This window comes from Methanomethylovorans sp. (assembly GCF_041447285.1).
Taxonomy (GTDB): Archaea; Halobacteriota; Methanosarcinia; order Methanosarcinales; family Methanosarcinaceae; genus Methanomethylovorans.
The window spans coordinates 48,919-71,973 of sequence record NZ_JBGMEB010000009.1 but is presented as its reverse complement, the minus strand read 5'-3'; the positions used below and the strand labels follow the sequence as shown (position 1 = coordinate 71,973).

The 23,055-nt window shown below is 39.5% G+C and carries 21 protein-coding genes and 2 tRNA genes; 10 read left to right on the top strand and 13 right to left on the bottom strand.

Going from position 1 to position 23,055, the window contains the following annotated elements; translation table 11 throughout:
- The first annotated feature begins 27 nt into the window (after nucleotides 1–27).
- Entirely contained in the window at nucleotides 28–1,707 is a 1,680-nt protein-coding gene (locus ACC612_RS06480; RefSeq protein ID WP_371853677.1) for a helix-hairpin-helix domain-containing protein, read from the top strand.
- A gap of 12 nt (nucleotides 1,708–1,719) precedes the next feature.
- Here the strand turns inward: ACC612_RS06480 and ACC612_RS06475 are convergent, their stop codons facing one another.
- From ACC612_RS06475 to ACC612_RS06460, 4 genes are all read right to left on the bottom strand, one after another.
- On the bottom strand, nucleotides 1,720–2,760 hold the full coding sequence (locus ACC612_RS06475) for a YbhN family protein (protein WP_371853676.1): 1,041 nt from the start codon (nucleotides 2,758–2,760) through the stop codon (nucleotides 1,720–1,722).
- A gap of 33 nt (nucleotides 2,761–2,793) precedes the next feature.
- Nucleotides 2,794–3,948 (bottom strand): sugar phosphate nucleotidyltransferase, encoded by a 1,155-nt coding sequence (locus ACC612_RS06470; RefSeq protein WP_371853675.1) that lies wholly within the window; start codon nucleotides 3,946–3,948, stop codon nucleotides 2,794–2,796.
- Nucleotides 3,949–4,019: 71 nt separating this feature from the next.
- Nucleotides 4,020–4,403 (bottom strand): OB-fold nucleic acid binding domain-containing protein, encoded by a 384-nt coding sequence (locus ACC612_RS06465; RefSeq protein ID WP_371853674.1) that lies wholly within the window; start codon nucleotides 4,401–4,403, stop codon nucleotides 4,020–4,022.
- 108 nt (nucleotides 4,404–4,511) lie between these two features.
- Nucleotides 4,512–5,057, bottom strand: a complete 546-nt coding sequence (locus ACC612_RS06460; RefSeq protein WP_371853673.1) for a peptidylprolyl isomerase — start codon at nucleotides 5,055–5,057, stop codon at nucleotides 4,512–4,514.
- Nucleotides 5,058–5,422: 365 nt separating this feature from the next.
- On the opposite strand from ACC612_RS06460, the gene ACC612_RS06455 reads away from it, so the two are divergent.
- Entirely contained in the window at nucleotides 5,423–6,073 is a 651-nt protein-coding gene (locus ACC612_RS06455) for a phosphatase PAP2 family protein (RefSeq protein WP_371853672.1), read from the top strand.
- Nucleotides 6,074–6,198: 125 nt separating this feature from the next.
- On the opposite strand, the gene ACC612_RS06450 is transcribed toward ACC612_RS06455, so the two are convergent.
- Together ACC612_RS06450 and ACC612_RS06445 are read right to left on the bottom strand one after the other, a co-directional pair.
- Nucleotides 6,199–8,508, bottom strand: a complete 2,310-nt coding sequence (locus ACC612_RS06450) for a PGF-pre-PGF domain-containing protein (RefSeq protein WP_371853671.1) — start codon at nucleotides 8,506–8,508, stop codon at nucleotides 6,199–6,201.
- Between the two features lie 783 nt (nucleotides 8,509–9,291).
- A tRNA-Ala gene (locus ACC612_RS06445) sits at nucleotides 9,292–9,363 on the bottom strand.
- A 172-nt stretch (nucleotides 9,364–9,535) separates the two neighbouring features.
- Between ACC612_RS06445 and ACC612_RS06440 the strand changes: the two genes are divergently transcribed.
- The 4 genes from ACC612_RS06440 to ACC612_RS06425 all read left to right on the top strand — a co-directional run bounded on the left by ACC612_RS06440 (nucleotide 9,536) and on the right by ACC612_RS06425 (nucleotide 11,919).
- Nucleotides 9,536–9,609 (top strand) — tRNA-Ile (locus ACC612_RS06440).
- A gap of 300 nt (nucleotides 9,610–9,909) precedes the next feature.
- Complete coding sequence (locus ACC612_RS06435; RefSeq protein ID WP_371853670.1) at nucleotides 9,910–10,284, top strand: transcriptional regulator; 375 nt, start codon at nucleotides 9,910–9,912, stop codon at nucleotides 10,282–10,284.
- A gap of 172 nt (nucleotides 10,285–10,456) precedes the next feature.
- Nucleotides 10,457–11,698 (top strand): 3-isopropylmalate dehydratase large subunit, encoded by a 1,242-nt coding sequence (locus ACC612_RS06430; protein WP_371853669.1) that lies wholly within the window; start codon nucleotides 10,457–10,459, stop codon nucleotides 11,696–11,698.
- Nucleotides 11,695–11,919 (top strand): hypothetical protein, encoded by a 225-nt coding sequence (locus tag ACC612_RS06425; RefSeq protein ID WP_371853668.1) that lies wholly within the window; start codon nucleotides 11,695–11,697, stop codon nucleotides 11,917–11,919. The genes ACC612_RS06430 and ACC612_RS06425 overlap by 4 nt, the downstream gene beginning before the upstream one ends.
- Before the next feature lie 55 nt (nucleotides 11,920–11,974).
- Here ACC612_RS06425 and hmgA read toward each other — a convergent pair whose 3' ends face one another.
- Nucleotides 11,975–13,222, bottom strand: a complete 1,248-nt coding sequence (gene hmgA, locus ACC612_RS06420; protein WP_371853667.1) for a hydroxymethylglutaryl-CoA reductase (NADPH) — start codon at nucleotides 13,220–13,222, stop codon at nucleotides 11,975–11,977.
- Between the two features lie 401 nt (nucleotides 13,223–13,623).
- Between hmgA and ACC612_RS06415 the strand changes: the two genes are divergently transcribed.
- Nucleotides 13,624–14,352, top strand: a complete 729-nt coding sequence (locus ACC612_RS06415) for an RAD55 family ATPase (protein WP_371853666.1) — start codon at nucleotides 13,624–13,626, stop codon at nucleotides 14,350–14,352.
- A 51-nt stretch (nucleotides 14,353–14,403) separates the two neighbouring features.
- Here the strand turns inward: ACC612_RS06415 and ACC612_RS06410 are convergent, their stop codons facing one another.
- Complete coding sequence (locus tag ACC612_RS06410; RefSeq protein ID WP_371853665.1) at nucleotides 14,404–15,084, bottom strand: DUF5591 domain-containing protein; 681 nt, start codon at nucleotides 15,082–15,084, stop codon at nucleotides 14,404–14,406.
- 106 nt (nucleotides 15,085–15,190) lie between these two features.
- Between ACC612_RS06410 and ACC612_RS06405 the strand changes: the two genes are divergently transcribed.
- Nucleotides 15,191–15,574, top strand: coding sequence for a helix-turn-helix domain-containing protein (locus ACC612_RS06405; protein WP_371853664.1), 384 nt, complete (start codon nucleotides 15,191–15,193; stop codon nucleotides 15,572–15,574).
- Nucleotides 15,575–15,900: 326 nt separating this feature from the next.
- Here the strand turns inward: ACC612_RS06405 and ACC612_RS06400 are convergent, their stop codons facing one another.
- From ACC612_RS06400 to ACC612_RS06390, 3 genes are read right to left on the bottom strand one after another with little or no spacing between them, the layout of a single operon-like run.
- Nucleotides 15,901–17,082, bottom strand: coding sequence for an aminotransferase class I/II-fold pyridoxal phosphate-dependent enzyme (locus tag ACC612_RS06400; RefSeq protein ID WP_371853663.1), 1,182 nt, complete (start codon nucleotides 17,080–17,082; stop codon nucleotides 15,901–15,903).
- Between the two features lie 34 nt (nucleotides 17,083–17,116).
- Nucleotides 17,117–17,608, bottom strand: coding sequence for an Lrp/AsnC family transcriptional regulator (locus ACC612_RS06395; RefSeq protein WP_371853662.1), 492 nt, complete (start codon nucleotides 17,606–17,608; stop codon nucleotides 17,117–17,119).
- Between the two features lie 54 nt (nucleotides 17,609–17,662).
- Nucleotides 17,663–18,037 carry a 30S ribosomal protein S8e gene (locus tag ACC612_RS06390; RefSeq protein WP_371853661.1) on the bottom strand — a complete coding sequence of 125 codons (375 nt, stop codon included), beginning with the start codon at nucleotides 18,035–18,037 and terminating at the stop codon, nucleotides 17,663–17,665.
- A gap of 253 nt (nucleotides 18,038–18,290) precedes the next feature.
- Here ACC612_RS06390 and ACC612_RS06385 point away from each other — a divergent pair, with 253 nt between their 5' ends.
- Nucleotides 18,291–19,205, top strand: coding sequence for a ribonuclease Z (locus tag ACC612_RS06385; protein WP_371853660.1), 915 nt, complete (start codon nucleotides 18,291–18,293; stop codon nucleotides 19,203–19,205).
- Nucleotides 19,206–19,214: 9 nt separating this feature from the next.
- Here ACC612_RS06385 and ACC612_RS06380 read toward each other — a convergent pair whose 3' ends face one another.
- Nucleotides 19,215–19,481 (bottom strand): hypothetical protein, encoded by a 267-nt coding sequence (locus ACC612_RS06380; protein WP_371853659.1) that lies wholly within the window; start codon nucleotides 19,479–19,481, stop codon nucleotides 19,215–19,217.
- Nucleotides 19,482–19,522: 41 nt separating this feature from the next.
- Nucleotides 19,523–20,626, bottom strand: a complete 1,104-nt coding sequence (locus ACC612_RS06375) for an AAA family ATPase (protein WP_371853658.1) — start codon at nucleotides 20,624–20,626, stop codon at nucleotides 19,523–19,525.
- A gap of 257 nt (nucleotides 20,627–20,883) precedes the next feature.
- On the opposite strand from ACC612_RS06375, the gene ACC612_RS06370 reads away from it, so the two are divergent.
- Complete coding sequence (locus tag ACC612_RS06370) at nucleotides 20,884–23,007, top strand: ATP-binding protein (protein WP_371853657.1); 2,124 nt, start codon at nucleotides 20,884–20,886, stop codon at nucleotides 23,005–23,007.
- Nucleotides 23,008–23,055 lie beyond the last annotated feature (48 nt).

Below are 23,055 nucleotides of genomic sequence, written 5' to 3'. Positions count from 1 at the left end.
TCCCCAATAAATGTCTTCCGAGGAATAATGAAAGCACTTATTATTGATGGTTATGTGGATGAACCAGCCTGTTTTGGCGTTCCTCCTTATATTTCTCCCTATATCAGGTATCTTGCAGGAGCAATGAGGGAGCAGGGAATTCATACGCAGGATATATTCTATTCGGCTATTGATAGCATAAGGATCAACCCCAAATATCATGAAAAGATCATCAAGGAAGCAGATCTTGTTGTAGTCATTGCCGGGATGACCGTACCAGGGAAGTACCTTCGCTCCACACCCATAAACTTACAGGAATTGCATAGTATTATCCGAACTGTAACAGGCGAGGTAGTAATAGGTGGACCTATAAGATTGGGTTTTAGTTCGGAAGGTGGGAAAAAGGCATCTATTCTATCCGGGTTGGGAAATGCCTTTTGTTGTAGGGCAGATGTAGAGGCATTTGTATATGATCTGGTCAGGGATGGGAAGTTAACTGATCCTGCAAATGTAATAGAACGTTTAAGGTCAGTTCAGGAGATCGGAAGATGGGGAACTAAAGGAGCTTTCATTATCCGGCAGCATCCGGATTATCCAAATGTGATGTGCGAGCTTGAGACTTACAGGGGTTGTGGGCGTAAAAAGCATTGTTCTTTCTGTACGGAGCCTTTCTATGGAAAGCCGGCTCATCGGCCTGTGGATGATGTAATTCTCGAGGTTCAGGCCCTGTATCAAGAAGGTTCACGGCATTTTCGCATTGGAAGACAACCTGATCTATTATCTTACCAGTCAAACGATAAGGGGGGAGACTTACCTGTTCCAAATCCCGAAGCAATTGAATCTCTTTATATGGGAATAAGGCAGGTAGCACCTGATCTTCAGGTATTGCACATGGATAATGCAAATCCTGCAACAATAGCTGCTTTCCCCGAGGAGAGCAGGCAGATACTGAGTACTATCGTCAAATATCACACATCAGGGGATGTAGCTGCCATGGGTATGGAAAGTGCTGACCCTGGAGTGATAAAAAGAAATGGCCTTAAGGTATCACCGGATGAGATGTTCAGTGCTATAGAACTTATTAATAAAATAGGAGCAAAAAGAGGGGCAAGTGGTATGCCTGAACTTCTTCCGGGTCTTAATTTCGTGCATGGGCTGATGGGGGAAACAAAAGAAACTTTCAGACTCAATTATGATTTTCTAAAAAAGGTACTTGATTCTGGATTGTTGCTTCGCCGAATCAATATCAGGCAGGTTATGGCTTTTGAGGGAACTCCAATGTTTGGGAATGATGCGGCAGTTGCTAAGCATAAGAAAGAATTCCTGCGATATAAGGAGAAAGTGAGGAAGGAGATCGATCTTCCTATGCTGCGCAAACTGGTTCCTGCAGGGACAATCCTTCGAAATGTGTTACTGGAAGTAAATGACGGAAATACAACTTTCGGACGCCAAATGGGTTCTTATCCTTTACTTATTGGTCTTCCCTCAAATCTAGGAATTGGGCAGTACATGGACGTAACTGTAGTTGATCATGGTTTCCGTTCTATTACTGCAATACCCTACCCAATTGATATTAACAACGCAGAACTGGATCTTTTACAAAGAGTTCCTGGTCTGGGTAAGGTAATGGCAGCGAAGATATTCAGGGAAAGGCCTTATATGGACGCTCAGGAACTAATCAGTAAAACAAGTGTGGGTACTGATATCCTTAAATACATACAACTATAGGTTTAAGTTTTTTTATTTGAAAAGTCGTTTGATATAATCAGTATCTTTGATTATTTTCAGGCTTACAAATCCGCCTACTGCAAGGTTCATGTAGAATGTAATCGCTCTCCATGCCACAACAACTATTCCAAGTAATGAAGAGCCTACAAAGAATGAGAATAGTGTCGAAGCACCAAGTTCGGCAACTCCTCCAGCACCTGGTGTAATGGATACTACCATTATAACCATGAGGACAACTTGAGATGCATAGGCTACAAGAGGTTGAAAATGCTGGTTCAATCCAAGGAGGATTACCGGCAGTACCGAAAAGTCCAGTGCCCATACACAAACAGTGCATATCATACCTACTAATATGCCGTATTTTCCTTCTTTTACAAATATTGCAACACTATCGTGCAAGTGTTCAAGTTCTGTATCAACGCGTTCAAGTATTCTGGGCAACATCGCTTCTTTCTTTTTTCCAATTAATGGAGCAAAGCGATTAACAAGAAAATACATGACCTTACGAGTCTGTTTTGGTTTCCAAAGTCCATATATCAATAGTGAAAACAGGCATAGCAGAACGATCTCGCCTATCATAAGGGCCGCATCGATGCTTGCATTTGCGCCACTACTGGCCAATACTCCTCTCATCACATACAGAGCAATCGGGGCAAGTGATAATATGAGGAGTCCATCCATTAATCTTTCTCCAAGGATCACAGCTGTTGCCTTCCCAAGAGGGATAGCCCTTCTATTTAATAAATGAACACGTAAAGGTTCCCCTGCTACTGCTGCAGGAGTGATAGCTGCTATGAACATGCTTGAAGTTACAATTTCGGTAGCATCTTTGATATTAATGTTGTACCCCAAGGCTTCACACATAGACTTGATCCGGATTCCTTGTAGAAATAATGATAAAATATGCAACATCACTGCTAAAATAATGTATTCACTTTTGATCTGAATTATAGCATCAAAAGTACTGGCATCAAAAGTTAATGCTATTGCCAGAACACCTGATATAAAGCTGATGAGCAGCGATATTAATATCCATTTTTTTAATTTGTTCATATTCGCACAGCTCGAAGGCAATATGAAAAAATATTACGGGCAAATGGTAATACTTTCCTTTACCTTGATCCCTTCTTTTATAATTTGCTTTGGCCATATCCTTACGTCAGAATGTACTGTTGCCCCATCACCTATTATCACATCAGGTCCAATAACCGTTCCATTCTCTAAACTGCAGTTGTTTCCGACTACTGTGCGGTTATCTATGATGCTGCCTGACACATTTGTGTTCTTTCCTATGTTCACATCATTAAATATATAGGATGACAATATCCTGGTGTCATCGTCTATTTTGCAATTGGAACCAATGGTTGTGTAGGGTCCTATAAGTACGTTATCTCCGATCACTGTGTTCTCACCTATTACAATAGGTCCTACTATTGCTGAGTTTGACCCTACTGATACATTATGTCCAAGGTGTAGGGGTCCATTGATGCGGGCATCCTTGGTAGTAAAGCGTCCTTCTATCAGAGTTCCGGGAAGTTCTGCAAGCATCCAGCGCTGTGCTTGCCTATAAGCAGCCGGGCTACCCACGTCTGTCCAGTTACCTCTGGCAAGCAATCCATTAATTCTATCTCCTTTTTTAAGGAGCTTTGGGAAAAGGTCACGTGCAAAATCATATGCCTGATTTTCAGGTATCATATCCAGGACATCTGAATCGCACATGTATATGCCTGTACTTGCAAGGTTACTGAATATCTCTCCAGGTCCTGGTTTTTCCAGAAAGCGATGGATCCTGTTATTAACATCCATGTCTGCAATACCAAATTCTCTCGGATCATCGATGGAAAGGAGTGCGATTGTGACTTTAGCATCCGTACGTTCATGGAAGCGATATAATTCTCTAAGGTTCAGGTTAAGCACATGGTCTCCGCCAAGTACAAGGAAAGGTTCGCCTTTCAAGTACTTCTCGGCATTCTTTACACCACCGGCTGTACCAAGCTTTTGGTCTTCATATACATAATCGATATGAACTCCATATATCCTCCCGTCACCTAATTGCTCTTCGATCTTCTCAGCCATATATCCAAGAGTAATTACAATATCAGTAAATCCTTCATCTGCTAAACGTTCAATAAGATGGACCACAGAAGGTTTGTTGAGTATGGGTATGCTTGGTTTAGGCCGTTCGAATGTCAAAGGGCGAAGCCTGGTTCCTTCCCCACCGCACATGATACACGCTTTCATGTATTTTAGGATGCTTTTTTTTACATATATGTTTGCCGGACCTCTTTACTTTTGTATTTACCTTTTAGTTTTTAAATCACTTTAATGTCATTGATATCCTGGACCACAATCTCTGGTTCACCTTGATATTCCTGAACTTCTCCTGTTACGTACACTTTGCTATTTTCAGAAAGAATAGAAGCAACTTCTTGAGCTCCACTATCCTTGGAAACAAATACTTTTGTTCTATCAGAACCATGTTCCACTTCTAATAACAGATGGCCGCCAGTTTTAGTTAAATGTTCAGATATTACAGTACCTTCTAGGTATACTTTATCTCCTGTTTTTGATGAGGTACTATATTCTGGAATCTGTGTTGTATCATTATAAAAGGCAAAATAAGCTATAGATAACGATAAGAGTACCATCATTAATAGTACTATCATTACTTTTTCTTCTTTCTCTATTGTCGACACCTCATATATGCGGATAAATCTATTTTGAATGGAGGTGTATTATAAATAATAAAAAATATATTTGTCGCATCGAATGCCAAATTACTCGAAAAAGAAGGTAGTAAAGTGTTATTCTTTACTAGCTTTCTCGATAGAAACAACTGTAACATCAAATGTTAAATTCTTGCCGGCAAGTGGGGAGTTAAAGTCCAGTGTTACATTGGAATCTGTGATATCCACTATGGTTGCAACTCCCATTAATGTTCCTACCTGTTTACCAATTTCAGGTACTATGCTTGCGTTTTCAAGGTCTGACTTAGGTACAGGAACAAGATATTCTTCATTATATTCTCCATAGGCTTCATCGGGTGATAACTTCAAAGTTTTCTCCTCGCCTACGGTCATATTAAGTACACCATTCTCAAAACCACTGATAAGTTGCCCTGTTCCTACAACAAATGACATGGGTTCATAGGTCCTGTTTGCATCGTATAGTCCTGCTTCCTTTGCAACATCGATCAACGATGTATCAAAAACAGTACCATTATCAAATTTTCCTACATAGTCCACACTAACATTATCGCCTTTTTCCACCATTTTGGATTGGCCATTATCTGTACAACCACTTGAAAAAGCTATTAGCAATATTATAAGGATTAAACCAATTCTCTTCATTCTCTCACCTCATGTAAATTTGGGAGAAGGAAGGGTTAATATGATAAAAAGTTATTTAAAATTCAAGTCTATTTATTTTATATTTATTCTTGTATTGTACCAGGTTTAAATTCAATGAGACAATAATATATAGTGTATAGAGTAATTCGAAAAGAAAACATCTTCAAGGCAGGATATCCATGAGGGCTATTCTTTTTCAGTTGTTATTAATTTCCATTATTTTTTTAATGACGTTTGTAGGCTACTATGTTTTCTTGCCGCAAGGCCACAGGAAAAAGTTTGAGGGATTGAAGAATTTTAAGGATGAAATCACATCTCCACATGTTTATCCTTATCTTATCCTTGCTGGATTTATCTATTTGCTCATGAAATCTCAGGTTATTTTTTCAATGCAGCCTAAGATGGTATATTTTCCGCAGTTGGCACAATATATTATGCTGCTTGAGGGAAGCAAGGTAAGCTATTTCCAGATGGTTATCAATCCAACACTGACATATGTCAGTGCTTTCATATACTTATGCGGCTTCTCGTATCTGTTAATATTTACTTTTCTTTTACTCATACTCACACGACAGTTCAAAGTTTTGCAGGAATTCTCGATTGCTTTTATTTTAATATACCTTACAGCTTTTCCATTTTATATCTTCGCGCCTGTCAAAGTTACGGGTTATTCCCTTCCTAATGTGGTGCCATTGTTGTACAATCTTGATCCTATCGTCAGAGAAGGGTTAAGTGTAGTCGATCCTCTTCTTGACAATTGTTTTCCCAGTCTGCATGCTGCTTTGTCTGTTATGGCAATGCTCATTGTTGTATTCAGAACGGATTTTAAAAGATTCAAGGTATTTGCCGTTTTAGTAACTCTGGCCATCCAGTTTACTATTTTCTATTTAGGCATACACTGGATAACGGATTTTTTAGCTGGTGCACTTCTTGGTTGTCTTAGCTATTATGCTTCCACCAGGTACGGGCAATACATAGCCAATTACATTCCCTTTTTAGGAAGTAAGAATAGTTAAATTTCCCACATCAAAAGGGTCAAGGTACTAGTAAAAAAATGATTGCAACCATAGGCCAGAAAATGACTTGTGGTTGCATTGCTTTTTATTCAAATACATTCTACGAGTTTCATAGTGTATGGACATCAATTATTTTGTTTCTTCATGTATTCATATCCGATAGCAATTATAGCTATCAGGAGGAATGCCATGATGTATGTCCATATCCTTGATTTTCCGTTTTCAGTGCCTTCCAGTCCAATATCTTCTACATTTGTGTTAGTAGTACTATTGTCAATATCATTATTTACTGCCGCAAGGGCCTTTACGGCTGTAATCGCAAATGGAGAAAATCCTGGTGTCCGAGCTTCGAATATGGAATAACTAGTGGTGTTGTTCTCTAATGTGGTGGGTAATACTTCCCATGCGGTACCGTTATACCTCTGCAGTTTTATGTCGTCGGTGGTAATTCCCATTTCTTGCATCCAAGAATTATTCACCTTGAATTTCACCCGTGCATCCTTTATATTATTGGATGTGGCAAAACCAGCTTTACCTACCCATATGTTGATGTATTTACATATAAGTCCTTCGGGGTTGGTGTTGACAAGCTTTGATCTGTTGTTCAGAACTTCTATAGTCGAGGTGATCTCACCAGAGTTCTTCAGGGAATAGAAACTAACTGACAGGATGTCATTACCTGGTCTTGCAAACTCGTAGGTAACATTAGTATTAATCCTTAGATATTGGTTGTTTACGTCTTTCACTGCGACATTTGCGAGGTCTTCAACACTTGTAGCACCGCCGCCTCCGCCACCGCTACTACTTTTGCTGCTACTACTTCCTCCGCTGCTTCCTCCACTGCTGCTTGAAGAGGATGTTGTTAGGCTAATACTTACTGCTTCACCTTTCAATCCATTTTGATTGTAAGGGACCAGTGTGTAGTTGTATGTTGTGGATTTGTTAAGATTGCTATGTACATATGTTGATCCATTTACAGTTGCAAGCAGAGCTCCATTCTGGCTTATTTGTACACTTGTTGTGTCTTCTGAAGCATCCCATTTAAGCGTGATGGAATTAGCTTTAATGTTTGTTCCTGCAACATTTGAAATAACTGGCAGCTTTAGCGTAGTAGCGGCATCACTTACCTGTGCAGTATTTATATTTCCTGAAGTATCAACAGTTTCGATACCTATGGTATGTTCTGCTCCATTAGTAAGCCCAGTTGCGTTATAATAATTGTTGGTAGTAGTTGTAACGAATGCTCCATCAATATATATCCTCACATTACTAAAGTCCGCATCTGCAGGTTTAGTCCATGTCCAGTATATCCAGCTTGCACCAGCATTAGTTTCATGTAAGTTAGTTACAGTTCCGGGAGCTGTCACGTCTCTAATTTTAGTTGTTGCCTGATCGCTTACAACTGTAGGATTGACGTTCCCGTTAGTATCTACAGTTTGAGTACCAATTGTGTGCACTGTTCCTTCAGCAAAACCTGTTGCATTATATAACTGGCTGGTTGTGGTTGTAATAAATGTTCCATCGATGTAAATCATCACATGGCTAAAATCTGTTGTTGGATTAGTCCAAGTCCAGGTTATCCAGTTTGTTCCGGTAGCGCTCTCTCTAAGGTTCGTTACAGACGCAGCTCCAGTTACTTTTGCAGCATCAAATGTTGTTTCAGCTGCTTGTAGGGTAGTTAATGCCTGGCTTATTTGTGTTTGTGTTGCAGTTGTACTGTCAGCAACAACCTGAGCTGTTGCAATTGCTGCCTTAAAAGTATCTATTGCTGTTTGCGGATACTGTCCAATTCCTGTTCCTGCTACTGCAGCTGCCACTTTTGTATTTGCAGCTGTAATGGCTGCTGTCAATGCAGTTTTATCAACGGATGTGATTCTTGCAGCATCAAATGTTGTTTGAGCTGCTTGCAGGGTAGTTACAGCTTGGTTTATCTGTGTTTGTGTTGCAGTGGTACTGTCAGCAACTGCCTGTGCTGCATTTATTGCTGTTTGGAATGTGTCATATGCTGTTTGAGGATATTGCCCCACTTCCACTCCGACAACAGCTGTTGATATCTTTGTATTAGCAGTTGCAATTGCATTTTCCAAGGCAGTTTTATCCAATCCAATAATGTTGATTTTTATAGGCTTATTTATTGTTTCACCATTAGCTTCTGCATAAAATGTAACTTCATAAGGGCTTTCAGCTGCAGCGCCAGCGGCTGGAGTCCAGCTAAAAGTGTTCGAAGCAAAATGAGCTCCATATGGGATTGTTGCTTCATCAACTGTTATTGTGGCATTAATGTTGTCAGTAGCCACAGTAAAACTCAGTAGATCATTCTCAGTTACTGTTTGATCACCAGTTGTAATTGTGAGTGCCGAGCTTACTCCCGTTGTTATCAAAAAAGAAAATAATATAAAAGCGATACAGACCAATTTACTTAACTTAATTTGCATTTTACCATCCACTCCATGATTTATGGAGTAATTATAGTTGTTTTATTGTTCCGTTGTATTTTCATGGTACCTTACATTAAGTTATATTTAAAATTACTCTAAAATTCTAATGATATTAAATATATTTTTTAAAATATACTTAATTTTAAATTGACATATTCTCATATAAAATAAATATTGGTAGAATCGAAGTTGCACTGAATAGTGTCCTTGTATATTTAAAAAATCAAATTCAAAATGAGTTTTATCGATGAGTAATCATCTGCTACTCATCACGTTCAACTTTATTTTAGGAAAAGGATGGGAGTTTTCTCTCCCACTGTTAAGTAGTGTTTGGTTTAGATATTCACTTCTTTTTGTGTGATCCACAAGAACATGAACATGCGTGATGACCTGCTTCTACTTTTTCTGTTTTCTTGGATTCTGTCTTCTTTTGCTCTTTCATTGTCATTCGTTTCACCTCCAATGTTATGCATTTCAAAATAGCATTAATGTGGCTTAACTGGGTTTGGAGTAGAGTGGTAGGATGATTATGTTAAGCCACTATAATGCCAGAAAACATGTTATATAATTAAAATTATATTAATATTGTGCAAATATGGTGCCTTTGCTATAATATCATGCCGTATGGCAGGTTTTTAGTTGAAGCGAACATCTCTCTCAAAAAGGGCTTATTCATTATGAAAATAGAAATCTTATTGATTGTTACAGTATGTACTAGGTTATATTATACATAGAACACAAAAAAGCAGTAACGGCACAGAATTGTAAAAACTTTTTTTATGGACCGGTCGGGAATTGAACCCGAGGCCTCTACCATGCCAAGGTAGCGATCTTCCCCTGATCTACCGGCCCATATTGAGCAACCTTACTTTACATCATTGAAGATAAAGTTATCGCTAGAAATTTCTATTAAATTGTTCTTCCTCTAAAAACAAACAATGTTCTCCAAATTCAAAGCGAAATGTTAAAGTACCTGTATGCGTATTTGGAGTGTCGCGTGATTAAGCACGTTACTTATCCAAATGGGCCCGTAGCTTAGCTCGGTGGAGCGCACGGCTGATAACCGTGAGGTCCTGCGTTCGAATCGCAGCGGGCCCACTACTTCTAATATGCTGAATACAATTTCTCGTTGTTTTGTTTTATGTATTTATATCATATTCTAGTTGAATGTCTTTTTAATAGAAAATTCATTGTTCTCTTGTAAGGTTATATTCTTCTTCACTTTATAAAAAGGTGCTCATAATAATGAGAAAACCATCTACTCTTTTTATATATAAATAATTTGGAATAAACTTATAACTAAACATTGATTATTACCAATATAATATCTAGAAAATAGTACTACAGTATGATGGCACTATAATGTTCTAGAAAACAGCACTACAGTATGGTGATGCTATGAATAACGGAAAAACGGAACAGATTGGTGAACGCGAATTTGAAATGGTGGAACTCTTACGCAAACTGAATATGAACCGTTCAGTTGCCCTTGTTCTTGCTTGTCTTTCAACAGGTGAAGAGGTCACATCAAGGACCATTGAAAAGAAAGCAGGTCTCAGGCAACCTGAAGTAAGTATTGCAATGAGATATCTTTGCGACAACAATTGGATCGAGGTTCGCGAAGAAAAGAAGACAGAAGGTAAAGGAAGGCCTGTAAAGCTCTACAAACTTGTCGTTCCTTTGGACCACATTATTCAGCGGATCGAAACTGATGTAATGTATCAAAAACTGTCAGTGCTTGAAAGCATCGAAAGGCTCAAAAGCCTGACATAAACCTTTTAGTTTAGCTTTTTGTAGTATCTTATCTACAAAAGGCCTTCTTGAACTTGAAGCTGTTCTTTGATCTGACATTTTCATTACTCTATCGAAGATTTTATGATACATCAGGTCATGAAGGAAACGATTTAATTAACTGTAATTAAACATTATATACGGAGTTTTTCTCTTGGGCACTATCAGCGAGAAAATATTTAGCCGGGCATCAGGTAAGGATGCAAAGGCCGATGATTTTGTTATGGCAAAGATAGACTATGCTATGGCGCATGATGGTACAAGTGTACTTGCGGTTCGCGCTTTTAGAGAGATGGGTATTAGTTCTGTGTGGAATCCATCAAAGATCGTAATACCGTTTGATCATCTTGTACCTGCTAACAATGAGAATACAGCTTCGTTGCATTCTGATATTCGTAAATGGATCTCTGAACAGGGAATAGAGCACTTTTATGACGTGGGCAGTGGCATATGTCATCAGGTGTTGCCAGAACAAGGTTTTGCACTTCCAGGCAAACTCATTGTAGGTGCAGATTCTCATTCATGTACCTATGGGGCATTCGGAGCGTTTGGTACTGGTGTTGGTGCAACTGACATGGCTGAAATATTTGCTACGGGAGAGCTTTGGTTCAAGGTTCCCCAGACAATAAAGGTCACAAGTAAAGGTTCCTTGAGAAAATTTGTAACAGCAAAAGACCTGACTCTGCATATAGTTGGTAAAGTAGGTGCAGACGGTGCTACATACAAAGCAATGGAATTCTATGGTCAGACGATTTCCGATCTTTCAATATCTGGCAGAATGACTTTGAGCAATATGGCAATAGAAATGGGTGCCAAGGCCGGCATAGTTCCTGCGGATAAGGTTACCTTTGATTATCTAAAAGGCAGAGCGGCAGATGACTACGAACCGGTATACGCAGATGAAGACGCAACTTATGTGAAGGAGTTTCATATAAACGCTTCAGATATAGAGCCACAGGTTGCTCTCCCTCATCAGGTCGACAATGTGGTGAGTGTATCTGAAGTTCCGGAAACGAAGGTTGATCAGATCTTTATAGGTACCTGCACCAACGGAAGACTCGAAGATCTGGAGCTTGCTGCGAGTATCCTGAAAGGTGAAAAGGTTGCAGTAAGGACAATTATTATTCCCGCTTCTAGAGAAGTGATGAAAGAGGCTTCAATTAACGGTACGCTTACTACACTGCTTGAGGCAGGAGCTACTGTTGGTATGCCTGGGTGTGGACCATGTCTGGGTGGTCATATGGGTGTTATAGCCCAGGGTGAGGTCTGCTTATCTACAGCTAACCGTAATTTCAGAGGACGCATGGGCTCCGGAGGTTATGTTTATCTAGTATCGCCCGCCACAGCTGCAGCCTCAGCTATCAATGGCTGCATCACCGATCCGCGGGAGTTATGAAAGGAAGTGATTTATTGACAGAAAATATCGACAAACATAGGATACACCATCTGATGGAACACTGGATAGAGCATAATGAAAGCCACGTGAAGAGCTTTAATGAGTGGGGCAGGAAGATCGGAGAAGCCGGCTATGCTGAAGTAGCAGAAAAGATCCTCGAAGCTGCCCAGAAAATGGAAGAATGCACACAAAAGCTACAGCAGGCAAAAGATATTCTCTAACAACTGATAAAAAATTGCAGGTTATCCTGCAATATCTTAACGTTCATTTTTCTCTTTATCTGCCAAGTTCTGCATGGGCTCTGGCAAGATGACCTGCCGCTTGAGCTGCGATAAGTGAGATCTCTCCTGCTAGTACTCCTGCAGCAACGATCTCAGCAAATTTCTTAGAATTGGAACCGGCTGGTTCTCCTGGCCCTTGCACACCCAGAAGTTTCAAGCAATCTTTCTGGCTACCTAGTCCAGTACCTCCTCCCACAGTACCCACAGGTAAAGCTGGCATTGTCACTGAACAATAAAGATCACCACTTTTTGTAACTTCGATTGTTGTAATTGCTGTACTACCCTCTACAACATGGGCTGCATCTTGTCCACATGCTAGGAACAACGCTGCTACTATATTGGCGGAATGTGCATTGAATCCGAGAGCTCCGGCCCTTGCAGATCCCAGCAAATTCTTACGGTAATTAACTTCAGCCATCATTTCGGGCCTACATTTAAGCTTTTCTTCCACAATTTTTGCCGGGATGGTGGTATCGGCTATTACTGTTTTTCCTCTGCCTAGTATCGAATTGATGGCTGCTGGTTTTTTGTCTATGCACATGTTGCCGGAAGTTGATAGGGGTATGGCACCAAACTCATCCTGTATGAGGTGTGTAATAGCTTCAGTTGCGATGGTCACCATGTTCATTCCCATAGCATCTTTAGTGTCGAATACGAATCGCAGGTATACTGTATTTCCTGTAACATAGGGTTCTACAGATAATAACTTGCCAAACCTTGTAGTTCCTTCTGCTTTTTCCTTCATCTGAGCAAAGATGTCTGGTCGTCTTATCCAATCTACAAATTCTTTTGCTTGAACTACGTCCTTAAGTTTAAATACCGGTGCTCTGGTCATTCCTTCGTGGAATATGCGCACATTTGCTCCACCTGAGCCGTAGATGGCCGAACATCCTCTATTGGTGCTTGCCACTAGTGCTCCTTCAGTAGTTGCAAGGGGTAAATAGAAATCCCCCTTGGCAAATTCTCCACTTATTTTTACAGGACCTGCTACTCCGAGAGGTATCTGTACAGCACCGATCATATTTTCGATATTGCGCTTTGTTGCTATCGCAGTATCGAGTGTGCAATGCTGTATATTTTCAAATCTGGTTTTAGTGATCTCTTCTAGAGCATTTCTGCGAATGGATATTGCTGAGTCCACTGTTGTTGCCATTTTTTCGATGTTTCGAAAAGATATCTCTCCTGCAACCACTTTTCGAATAATTTCTTTCTCGCTATTTTCGATTTCTTCTATATCTGGCATGATCTTCACCTTTTGTTCTTTGGAATGAGAGTTATATCTTACAAGATTGTGTTACTTATTGGATGGGTATTCGCGGGTTAACTGCGATGCCTACTTTATACTCATCTCCTGAGTTAAAATAATACTATTGCAGTCTCTGCTATTTCTCTATGCACTAGAAAACTGTTTATTTCTTTTGAACAATATTAAGCCTTGCTTTTGCAACGATAAATCATACAGAATGATTCGATGTTAGTCTAATGAATGGATTGTATACTTCTTTAGTCTCTCTTACAACGCAAAACACTATTTTATATATTATAATGCTAAATATATACATGAATTCATTTGAGTCATTGACGATAGCATTAAAAAGTTACAAATGAAATAACAAATGTGCCTAGACTTTCATAGGTGGTTAAATGGTTAACGCAGATATCAAAGAAAGGGTAAATACGGGTATTCCGGGATTGGATGAGATGCTACGTGGCGGATATTTCAAAGGTACGGCAAACGTGGTGTCTGGTGATTCAGGTACAGGAAAGACAATATTTGGAACTCAGTTTATCCTTGAAGGAGCAAAGAAAGGCGAAAAAGTGATGTGTATAATCACTTCTGAGGAATCAAAGTCCATTGTCAGGGAAATGAATACTTCATTTGGCTGGGAATTAGAAGACTATGTTAAGAAAGGTTTGCTAGTCTTTGTCGATATCACAGACCCAAGTCTGAGGTTACAGAAAAGCGTGGAGATAGCACCATCTGAACTAATCAAGAGTTTTAAGAAACTTGTGGAAAGCAAGATCGAAGAACTTAAGCCTACCAGGATATTTATCGATTCTATTGAAGCTCTATTCCTTGCAATTGAATCCAATTATAAGCTAAGGACACTCATAGATGATGTATTTGGCGTATTCCGGAAGCATGATGTTACTTCTGTTATTACAGTAGGAGCTATGTACGGGCTTGATGAAATGGTGGAATACGGAGCCGATTCGGTTATAAAGTTGGGAAGAATTATTGCAGGAAACAACCTTCAACGATCTATCTATGTTATGAAGATGAGGGGTTCCGGAACTATCAACGAAGTTCGTGTTCTCAATATTAGCGATAGTGGTATGCAGGTTCTTGCTCAATCTCCATATCTGGAATAATTTGAATTAGTTTGTGACTCTATCACACTTTTTTTATTTTACTGTCAATGATTATAACACATACCAGTCGTTATCATTGATAACTTCTTCTTTTTCGTCGATATCTTCTACTAATTTACCAAGAGGTTTGCTAATAGCTTCTGCCAGGTCCTGCAAATAGTCTTTCTGATTGAGGCTTCCGTAGATAAAATTCTTAGCTGGTTGGATGTTCTTCTCTATAGTTTCTATTTTTGGAACTATCGTGACAGGTATAGATGTCATTTCAACAGCTTTTTCCATTGCTGTTCTGAAGTCACCTATACAATATGCTATTCTATATTTGTAATTATTTTTTGTTTTTTCAAGGTAACGTGCAATTCTTTCACTTTCCATCTTGATAAAATCACGCTTTATCTTTGACACATTGCATTTTCCCATCATGAATTGATAATCCATGAATGGGTATTGGGTGTCTAGTTCTCGGGGAGTGATGCCACATGTGCCGAATACTACAATATGCACCAGTTCAGGTTCCAGTATTCCAAAAATCAATCTGTCAAATATTTTGTGCGATGGGCTTTCATGATATGGCTTCTTTTTTGCACAGGGTACAAATATGCAGAAATCCCGGACAGGTGGTTGGTACTCAGTCAGTATCCACTCATTTGCACGCTTCATATCCGGATGATATATGATCATTTCTGTATCAAGAGGTTCTGCAGAACGTTCATTCTCTGGTATAATGGGTTTCAAGATATGATGAGTTCAGAGAAACTATATATATAACTATCGATGTTATGGTTTTGTACAAACTGTACAATTGTTTATGCTTTTACGTAGTTTAATAGAGAGGCACACAATGGCAAGTTCCATTCATGAAATGCTCCGGGCAAACTGTAAATGTGATGATGTGGCAAAATGTGTTCTGGGACTGAAGAATCTGGACTTGCTGGCCTATAAAAAGCTCTTCGAGCAAGGTCCCATGACGGCAGAAGAATTGGGTGATTTTTTGCAGAGGGAGCGAAGTACAGCATATCGTTCATTGCAAAATCTTATCGCTGTTGGCCTGGTTTATAGGGAAACAAAGTCTATTCAGATAGGTGGCTATTATTACGAGTACGTTGCCATTCCACCAATGCAGTTCAAGGAAATGCTTAAACAGAATATACACGATTGGTATAATAAAATGGATAGGCTTCTGGATGACTTTGAGGAAGAGCTTTTAGACTCTGCTTCTAAATAAACTTGGGAAATTTATCTTCAATCTGCAAAGATATATTCTAAAAAAATTTACTTTTTAAGAATTGTTGAAGAATGTGAGTTGGAGCAATTGTTTGACGGGAATTTGAGGGGATTTTTGCTCCTTCCATCACATTCTTCTTGTGCAAACCAATTCGTTTTGTAGCCATGTGGAGGGGCTCAAAGCGCACCACCAATGTCATTCCCGTTTTTCATTGTAGGTAATTAGTATAAAGATTATTTCTTATATATTAATATTTCTACACTTCATGACATACTAATCATCATTATGATGAGGTGCTACCAAGGTGTACATTACTTCTCTTTTAATTACTCTTGTAGTGATTCCATGAAGCGCTCAATCCTCTCCAAAGCTTCAGCTATTTGCTCTTTGGAGGTAGCATATGAACATCTTAGGAAACCTTCCCCGGCTGGTCCAAATACATCTCCCGGGATTGTAACAACTTTTTGTTCATGGAGTAATCTCTCTGCGAACTCTTCGGATGTCAGACCTGTGTTTTTCACAGAGGGAAAAGCATAGAATGCACCTTTTGGCTCATAGCACTCGAGGCCTATTTTATTGAGGCCGCTCACTATTAAGTGCCTCCGACGATCATAGTCTCGAACCATCCTCTGCATTTCTTCGTTGCCATTGCGAAGTGCTTCGATGGCTCCAACCTGTGCGGTTATAGGGGCACAAAGCATACAGTACTGATGTATACGCATCATTGCATTTATTATAGGTAATGGGGCGAGTGCATATGCAAGCCTAAATCCTGTCATAGCGTATGCTTTTGAGAATCCATTCAGAAGAATTGTTCTGTCCTTCATGCCATCTATAGTTGCAAAGCACGTATGTCCTCCATTATAGGTAAGACATTCGTATACCTCATCAGATATTACCATTATGTCATGCTCAGCGACTACTCTGGCAATCTCTTCCAGGTCTTTTCTACCCATTATTGCGCCTGTGGGATTATTGGGGTAATTCATAATAACCGCTTTTGTTCTTGGAGTTATGGCATTTTCCAGATCTTCAGCAGTTAGTTTGAACTGGTTCTCCAGTTTTGTGATCACAGGCACTGCCACACCGCCAGCGAACATTACTGATGGGACATAAGCTACGTAGGCAGGCTGGGGTACTATTATCTCGTCACCTGGGTTTGTTATGGCTCTTATGGCCACATCGAGGGCTTCACTGACTCCAGACATAACCAGGATTTCTGAAGCAGGATCATAATGAATGCCATTCTTGTGAGTATATAACTTTGAGATCTCTTCTCTAAGTTCAATCAGCCCATAATTGGAAGTATATGATGTTTTGCCGGTTTCCAAAGAATGTATGCATGCCTCTCTTATATGCCAAGGTGTCACAAAGTCCGGCTCACCAACACCCAGTGATATAACTCCTTCTATTCCGGATGCAAGATCAAAATATTTTCGTATTCCTGATGGGGGAACTCTCGTCATCACATTTGCCACAAATCTCTCTGAATTGCATTTCTTCTGCATGTTCATCCCTGTCCAGGTATTTTATAACTGTTGTTTATGGAGTCACAAGCAAACGATCGATTTCTTCTTGCTCCTGCAGGATAACTCCATCTTCCTTGTATGTTTTTAGTACAAAGTGAGTAGTAGTATGCTGTACCTGTTCTATCGTTGAGATCTTCTCTGCAACGAAGAATGCAACTTCTTTCATTGTCTTTCCCATCACTGTCAGTGAAAGATCATATTGGCCGGATAATAATCTTACTGAGCGTACTTCAGGGAATTTGTATAATCGCTCAGCTATGGCTTGATATCCTCGATTGCGCTCTAATGTCACTTTCAGTTCGATGATTGCATATACATGCTCATCGCCTGCGAGGTCCCAGTCAATAATGGTTCTGTATTTACGGATAACTCCGGCATTCTCTAATTCCTTGATCCTTTTACTGACTTCTTCTACTGGGATTCCGGTCAGGGTTGCAATCTCTTCATGAGTGACCCTGGCATCTTGTTCCAGACATTCTAATATATGCCTTGTTTCAATATCCATCTCATAAGCAACCCCATGAAATTAGAAAAAAGTAAATGTAAAAAAGGAGTGTGCTCAGCTGAGCAGCACTGCGTTGACCACACCATCCTGTCCAGGACGGCTGGTGATTCTGGCATTACCTATGGGGGTACGAATAACTGAACCTTTTGTCAGGATGTTACGTCTGACGTAGTGCTCATTAGCCTCGTTTCCAACCACAGTTTCAATTGTTGTCTTCTGGGTTTTACCACTTGCATCGGTCACGTTGGCTACATCGCACTGGAGGAGTCTGATTTTGCTGTTGCCACCCATTGTGGAAACCAGCTTTATCTTTACATCATCAAGACGTGTGTCAGCCGGCTCGCGTCCAAGTTCGAACTTTCTCTTTGAGCGGTTAGCCTTTATTTTAGCACCTGTGTACTTTCTTCTTGATCTGCCTTGCCATTTCATAATATGTCCTCTTGAATACGTATATAAGTCGGATGATCTCTGTTAAAGTGAGTTTTTCAACTTAATTAGTTATGGACTTACCTTTACTTGAAGGATTGTATAAGAAGTTTTCGAGTGGTACTTAAATGTCATGCCTATTTTCAGCTGGCAGCATGGAAAGAAGAAAATGTGCTGTATGTTCAAATATCCCTTTTTCTCCTTTATCCAAGCTTTAGTCGGCAATCAATAAATATTTCCTCTACTATTTCCCTTTATGCTCCGCATATTATTTCTTGGCACCGGTGGTTCTCTGCCAACACGTAATCGAAATCCATCTGCAATAATGATCAACAGGGAAGGTGAGCTTTTACTTTTTGATTGCGGAGAGGGTACTCAACAGCAGATGATGCGTGCTAAAACTGGAATGAAAGCTCTTACTTCCATTTTCATAACTCATTTCCATGCCGATCACATGCTTGGTATTCCGGGACTTATACAAACAATGTCTTTTTTAGGAAGAGCAGAACCATTGCGCATATACGGTCCACAAAGGGTGAAGGAATTCGTTAAAATCTTCTCTGAACTTGGTTATTACAAACTTCGCTTCGAACTGGAAGCCATAGAGTTAGTTCCCGGAGATGTTGTTGTTAGGGATGGTTATTGTATCCAGGCAATTGAAACAGATCACAGTGTTCCAAGCCTTGGTTATGCACTGCTGGAAGACTCTCTTAGGGGCAGATTTAATCGTGAAAAAGCCATCTCCCTGGGAGTACCCCCGGGTCCGCTATTTTCAAGGCTTCACAGTGGCATGGATGTTGAGGTCAACGGAAGAATGATACGTTCTGAAGATGTTGTTGGGCGAATAAGGCCAGGTCGAAAAATTGTTTACACTGGTGACACCAGACCATGTGATTCTATTCTTAAGGTCAGTATGGGTGCAGATGTTCTGATACATGACAGTACACTTGCCAGCGATCAGGAAGAATGGGCAAAAGAATCAAAGCACTCTACCGCATTTGAAGCAGCCACTCTTGCAAAAGAAGCAGGAGTCGACCATTTGGTACTAACTCATATTAGCTCCAGATACACAGACGATGTTTCTCCTCTTCTAAGAGAAGCTCAGTCTATATTTGAAAATGTTATAATCGCAGAGGATTTAATGGAGATGGATATTCCTCTGAAAAAATAATGGTGAAGGTTAGATTATTGTCCAATCAAGTCTATTATCATTCTTGTCGTAAAGGGAAACTTCCATTGTCCTGTCTTCTAGGGGTATGATTAGCGCTTTCACTCCGATATATAGGACATCTCCTGGTTGGTAGTTGAATAATTCCGGTTTTGTCCTCCCAAAATATACTCTACCTCCGGATTCAATCTCCTCTACGGTGACACCATACCAGTCACCTTTGTTTATTACATTTATTATCTTACATTCAAATCTGTCTGATTCGCTGATATCTTCCATATGATCACTCAAATTAGAGTTTAATAAAAAAGTGGTATCTCTCAGGAATACATCCGGCTATCCATTGTATTGCCATTCTTTTGGAGCAATTTCCCAACAGATTCCTCAAAATACTTTCCTGTTACTTCTTCCGAGTCTTCTATTATCGCCTGATGTAAAGCAGTTTTCAGAACCTTCTCTACAAGATCTCTTCCGGAGAATCCTTTTGACATTGCAGCGATTTTCTTTACATCCAATCCTGTTACTGGTAATGGGAATGTGGATATGTTTGTTTCAAGTATCTTGATTCTCTCTGCCTCATCAGGTAATACAAACTCTATTTCTTCTTCAAATCTGCTTCTTACTGCGGGATCAAGAGCGTTAGTACGATTAGTAGCTCCAATGGTGCAGATACCTTCTCTTTCTACTATCCCGTCCATCTCAGTAAGTAATGCGTTCACTATCTCTACAACATCTCCTCGCAGTTCTTGGTGGCGCCTATCCAAGGCAATAGCATCCAGTTCATCTATAAATATAATACAAGGAGCCATATCTTCAGCTCTGTCATATAGCTGATGTATCTGTCTTGAGCCCTCTCCCACATATTCTCCTATCATTTGTGTAGCTTTTACGGGAATTATGGGTACATTTGCCTTATTGGCAAGAGCTTTTGCAAGCATTGTTTTGCCAGTGCCGGAAGGTCCGAAGAATAACACATTGCGTGGTGCCCACTTGCCGAACTTTTCCGGTTGTTCCAGATACTTCTCGATCAATTTGCACTTCTGTTTGGCATTATTTTGTCCGATAATATCTTCAAAACTAACGTTACTGTGGAATTCTACTGAAGGCGTGGTAGCATTGTCTTCGTGGACAACGATTGAAGTTTCCATACCTATTACTGATTCTGGAGGCTCTACTTCTTTGATTTTGTACGCAAAATCAGGATACATCCTCTTGTCGAATAGATATTCTCCTTTGCGTGCAATATGTCCGTTCCATTGTTCTCTCGCATAAAACTCAAAAACTCTGGCATCCTCTATTTCCGGATAATCGTCCAATATACTGCTTAAAGGGTATCCTATTGGTTCCAAGACTAGAAGCTCTGCAGTTGATTCTACCGGTTCGAATCCATCTTCTCTATTGTTTTTATGGCTTGTGCGCTGCACTGATCTAACTATGCTCTCAACTCTATTCGTTTTCTAGTTGCACATAAAGATACTTAGAGATATTAAACTTACCCTTATTTTGATCGGTCTTTTTTATCTTAACATATTTGTTTAAAGGAGCAAAAATAATATATTTCTTATTAATATAATATATGTCTGGAATTTTAGTCGATTCTTGTCTCAAGGAGCTCTGAAAACGAATGACTACATGGTCAAAGGAATTTTATATAATGGTTTTAGTGTTTATGTTATCTGCAATGCTACCCTATTCAGGGATAAATGTCAATGCAACACTCAAAATCCAATTGATCTTAATATTCTGCGTTTGTATTTTTGTAATCTATATTTCAGTCAATCATTCCTTTAATATATCCAAAATTGCAGATTCTACTATTTCTGAGTCTCCAGCTTCTCTCGCTCCAGGTATTTCCTCTTGTAGTTCCAGATATGAGCTTCCAGAGATTACTTCTCTTCTCTCACCTCTCTCTGGGACTGATGAGGGTATTTTTGATATATTGCGCCTAATTGGTGAATTAACTGATTGTACAAGGTGTTCAGTCTATGAAGTTCAAGTCACCCCCAAGGTAGTTAAAAGAAAATTCTTCTGGGCAAAAAGCGGAGCAGATGGGGGAAAAGACGTATTCCACAATTCCAATATGAAGATGTTTCCATGGATATTTAGCAACATTAAAAATAAAAAATCTATTTATGTTCACGATATCGAGTCTGTTAAGGAAGAAACTCCTGATATAAAATTGTTGCAAACACAGGTAAATAACTCATTTGTTGTGATGCCACTTCTTGATAAGAGTGATGTTTTTGGTTTTATATTCATTGAGGATTCTCAAAAGATCGTTTCATTAGAGAAAGAACCTTATGATCTCATTTTTTTGTCAGAGATATTGAGATTGGCAATAGTGCAGAAAAAATTCCTAGATGAAATTTCATTATTTAAGAATCTTATTAACAGATCAAATGATTACATTATCGTTATAGATCGAAATACTTCTAAGGTAATAGATGTTAATGAGACTCTTTGTGCTCACACAGGGTATTCAAAATCTGAGTTTATTTCCATGGAATCTGAATCTCTAATGGATATAGTAGGTAACTTCTGGAGTGGAGCTTTCTTTGAAACATGTGGAAGCAGTTATCTTGATGTCGATTCCAGTTTTAAGGCAAAAGATGGAACAAAGACTCCCGTAGAAATAAATGTTACTTTTATAGCACATGATGAAAGTGAATATGTTCTTGCAGTTGCCAGGAACATTGTTGAGCGCAAAGAAAGGGAAATGCTGCTACAAAAGATCAGGGACAGGGTGGAACTTGCTCTGAATGGTGCTGATCTGGGTATGTGGGACTGGGATGTAGCTACTGATGAGCTTGTTTTTAATGCACGCTGGGCTGAAATGCTAGGTTATCACGCTGCTAACCTTCCTCCTAATTTCAAAGCGATTGTTAAAATGATCCACGAGCAGGAGAGGGATGAAGTAATTTCTGTTTTCAGAAGTATCAAGCAGCAATCACCATTCTTTGAGGAAGAATTCAGGATTAATACCAGAAATAATGAGTCAAAATGGCTTCTTGTAAGGGGGAAGGCTACAGAGTTTGATGGAGAAGGCAAAGTCTCGAGACTAACAGGGACCGCTATGGATATTACTGAGCGCAAACTCTCAGAAGATCACCTCAAGCAATATGCGGATAAATTACAGCGATCAAATGAAATGAAAGAGCTATTTACGGATATATTACGCCATGATCTGTTAAATCCGGCAGGAGCTATTAAAGGATATACAGAACTACTGCTCGAAATTGAAAACAATGAGCGCAAAAAGACAATGCTTGAAAGGATACAGAAAAGTGATGACAAACTCATTGATATGATCGATACTGCAGCTAAATTCGCTAAACTTGAGTCTCAGGAAGAGCTTGAATTTTCCGTTATGGATCTGGGTGATCTCCTGTGCAATGTAACTGAAAGCTTGCGGCCTATGTTTGAATCTAAGAAAATGGAAGTTATTATGCGTTTCTCTGGCGCTCATAATTCCTCTGTCAATCACATCGTTGAAGAGGTATTCGCTAATTTTCTTACCAATGCAGTGAAGTACAGTTCTGAGAACACATCCATATTCATTGACATATTTGATGATTCTGGTATGTGGAAAGTAGCTGTCAGCGATCAAGGTGAAGGTATTGCAGATGCTGATAAACCTTATGTTTTTGACAGGTTCAAGAGAGTTACAAAGAAAGGTGTAAAGGGTACGGGTCTTGGTCTTGCTATTGTTAAAAGAATAGCTGAATTGCATAAAGGGGACGTGGGTGTCGAGAATAATCCCGATGGTAAGGGTAGCAGATTCTGGATCATGTTGAAAAAAGCCTGAAATGTATTTCAACAACAGGTTTAAGGCAAATACTTCCTATCAGAGTCT

Excerpts from the sequence above, each read along its gene's own strand:
- ACC612_RS06400 (WP_371853663.1), bottom strand. The coding sequence starts at position 17,082 with ATGCAGAAGAAATGCAATTCAGAGAGATTTGTGGCAAATGTGATGACG.
- ACC612_RS06390 (WP_371853661.1), bottom strand. The coding sequence starts at position 18,037 with ATGAAATGGCAAGGCAGATCAAGAAGAAAGTACACAGGTGCTAAAATA.
- ACC612_RS06405 (WP_371853664.1), top strand. The coding sequence starts at position 15,191 with ATGGCAAGTTCCATTCATGAAATGCTCCGGGCAAACTGTAAATGTGAT.
- ACC612_RS06435 (WP_371853670.1), top strand. The coding sequence starts at position 9,910 with ATGAATAACGGAAAAACGGAACAGATTGGTGAACGCGAATTTGAAATG.
- ACC612_RS06470 (WP_371853675.1), bottom strand. The coding sequence starts at position 3,948 with ATGAAAGCGTGTATCATGTGCGGTGGGGAAGGAACCAGGCTTCGCCCT.
- ACC612_RS06370 (WP_371853657.1), top strand. The coding sequence starts at position 20,884 with ATGCTACCCTATTCAGGGATAAATGTCAATGCAACACTCAAAATCCAA.
- ACC612_RS06385 (WP_371853660.1), top strand. The coding sequence starts at position 18,291 with ATGCTCCGCATATTATTTCTTGGCACCGGTGGTTCTCTGCCAACACGT.
- hmgA (WP_371853667.1), bottom strand. The coding sequence starts at position 13,222 with ATGCCAGATATAGAAGAAATCGAAAATAGCGAGAAAGAAATTATTCGA.
- ACC612_RS06415 (WP_371853666.1), top strand. The coding sequence starts at position 13,624 with ATGGTTAACGCAGATATCAAAGAAAGGGTAAATACGGGTATTCCGGGA.
- ACC612_RS06455 (WP_371853672.1), top strand. The coding sequence starts at position 5,423 with ATGAAATCTCAGGTTATTTTTTCAATGCAGCCTAAGATGGTATATTTT.
- ACC612_RS06380 (WP_371853659.1), bottom strand. The coding sequence starts at position 19,481 with ATGGAAGATATCAGCGAATCAGACAGATTTGAATGTAAGATAATAAAT.
- ACC612_RS06395 (WP_371853662.1), bottom strand. The coding sequence starts at position 17,608 with ATGGATATTGAAACAAGGCATATATTAGAATGTCTGGAACAAGATGCC.
- ACC612_RS06425 (WP_371853668.1), top strand. The coding sequence starts at position 11,695 with ATGAAAGGAAGTGATTTATTGACAGAAAATATCGACAAACATAGGATA.
- ACC612_RS06480 (WP_371853677.1), top strand. The coding sequence starts at position 28 with ATGAAAGCACTTATTATTGATGGTTATGTGGATGAACCAGCCTGTTTT.
- ACC612_RS06460 (WP_371853673.1), bottom strand. The coding sequence starts at position 5,057 with ATGAAGAGAATTGGTTTAATCCTTATAATATTGCTAATAGCTTTTTCA.
- ACC612_RS06475 (WP_371853676.1), bottom strand. The coding sequence starts at position 2,760 with ATGAACAAATTAAAAAAATGGATATTAATATCGCTGCTCATCAGCTTT.
- ACC612_RS06450 (WP_371853671.1), bottom strand. The coding sequence starts at position 8,508 with ATGCAAATTAAGTTAAGTAAATTGGTCTGTATCGCTTTTATATTATTT.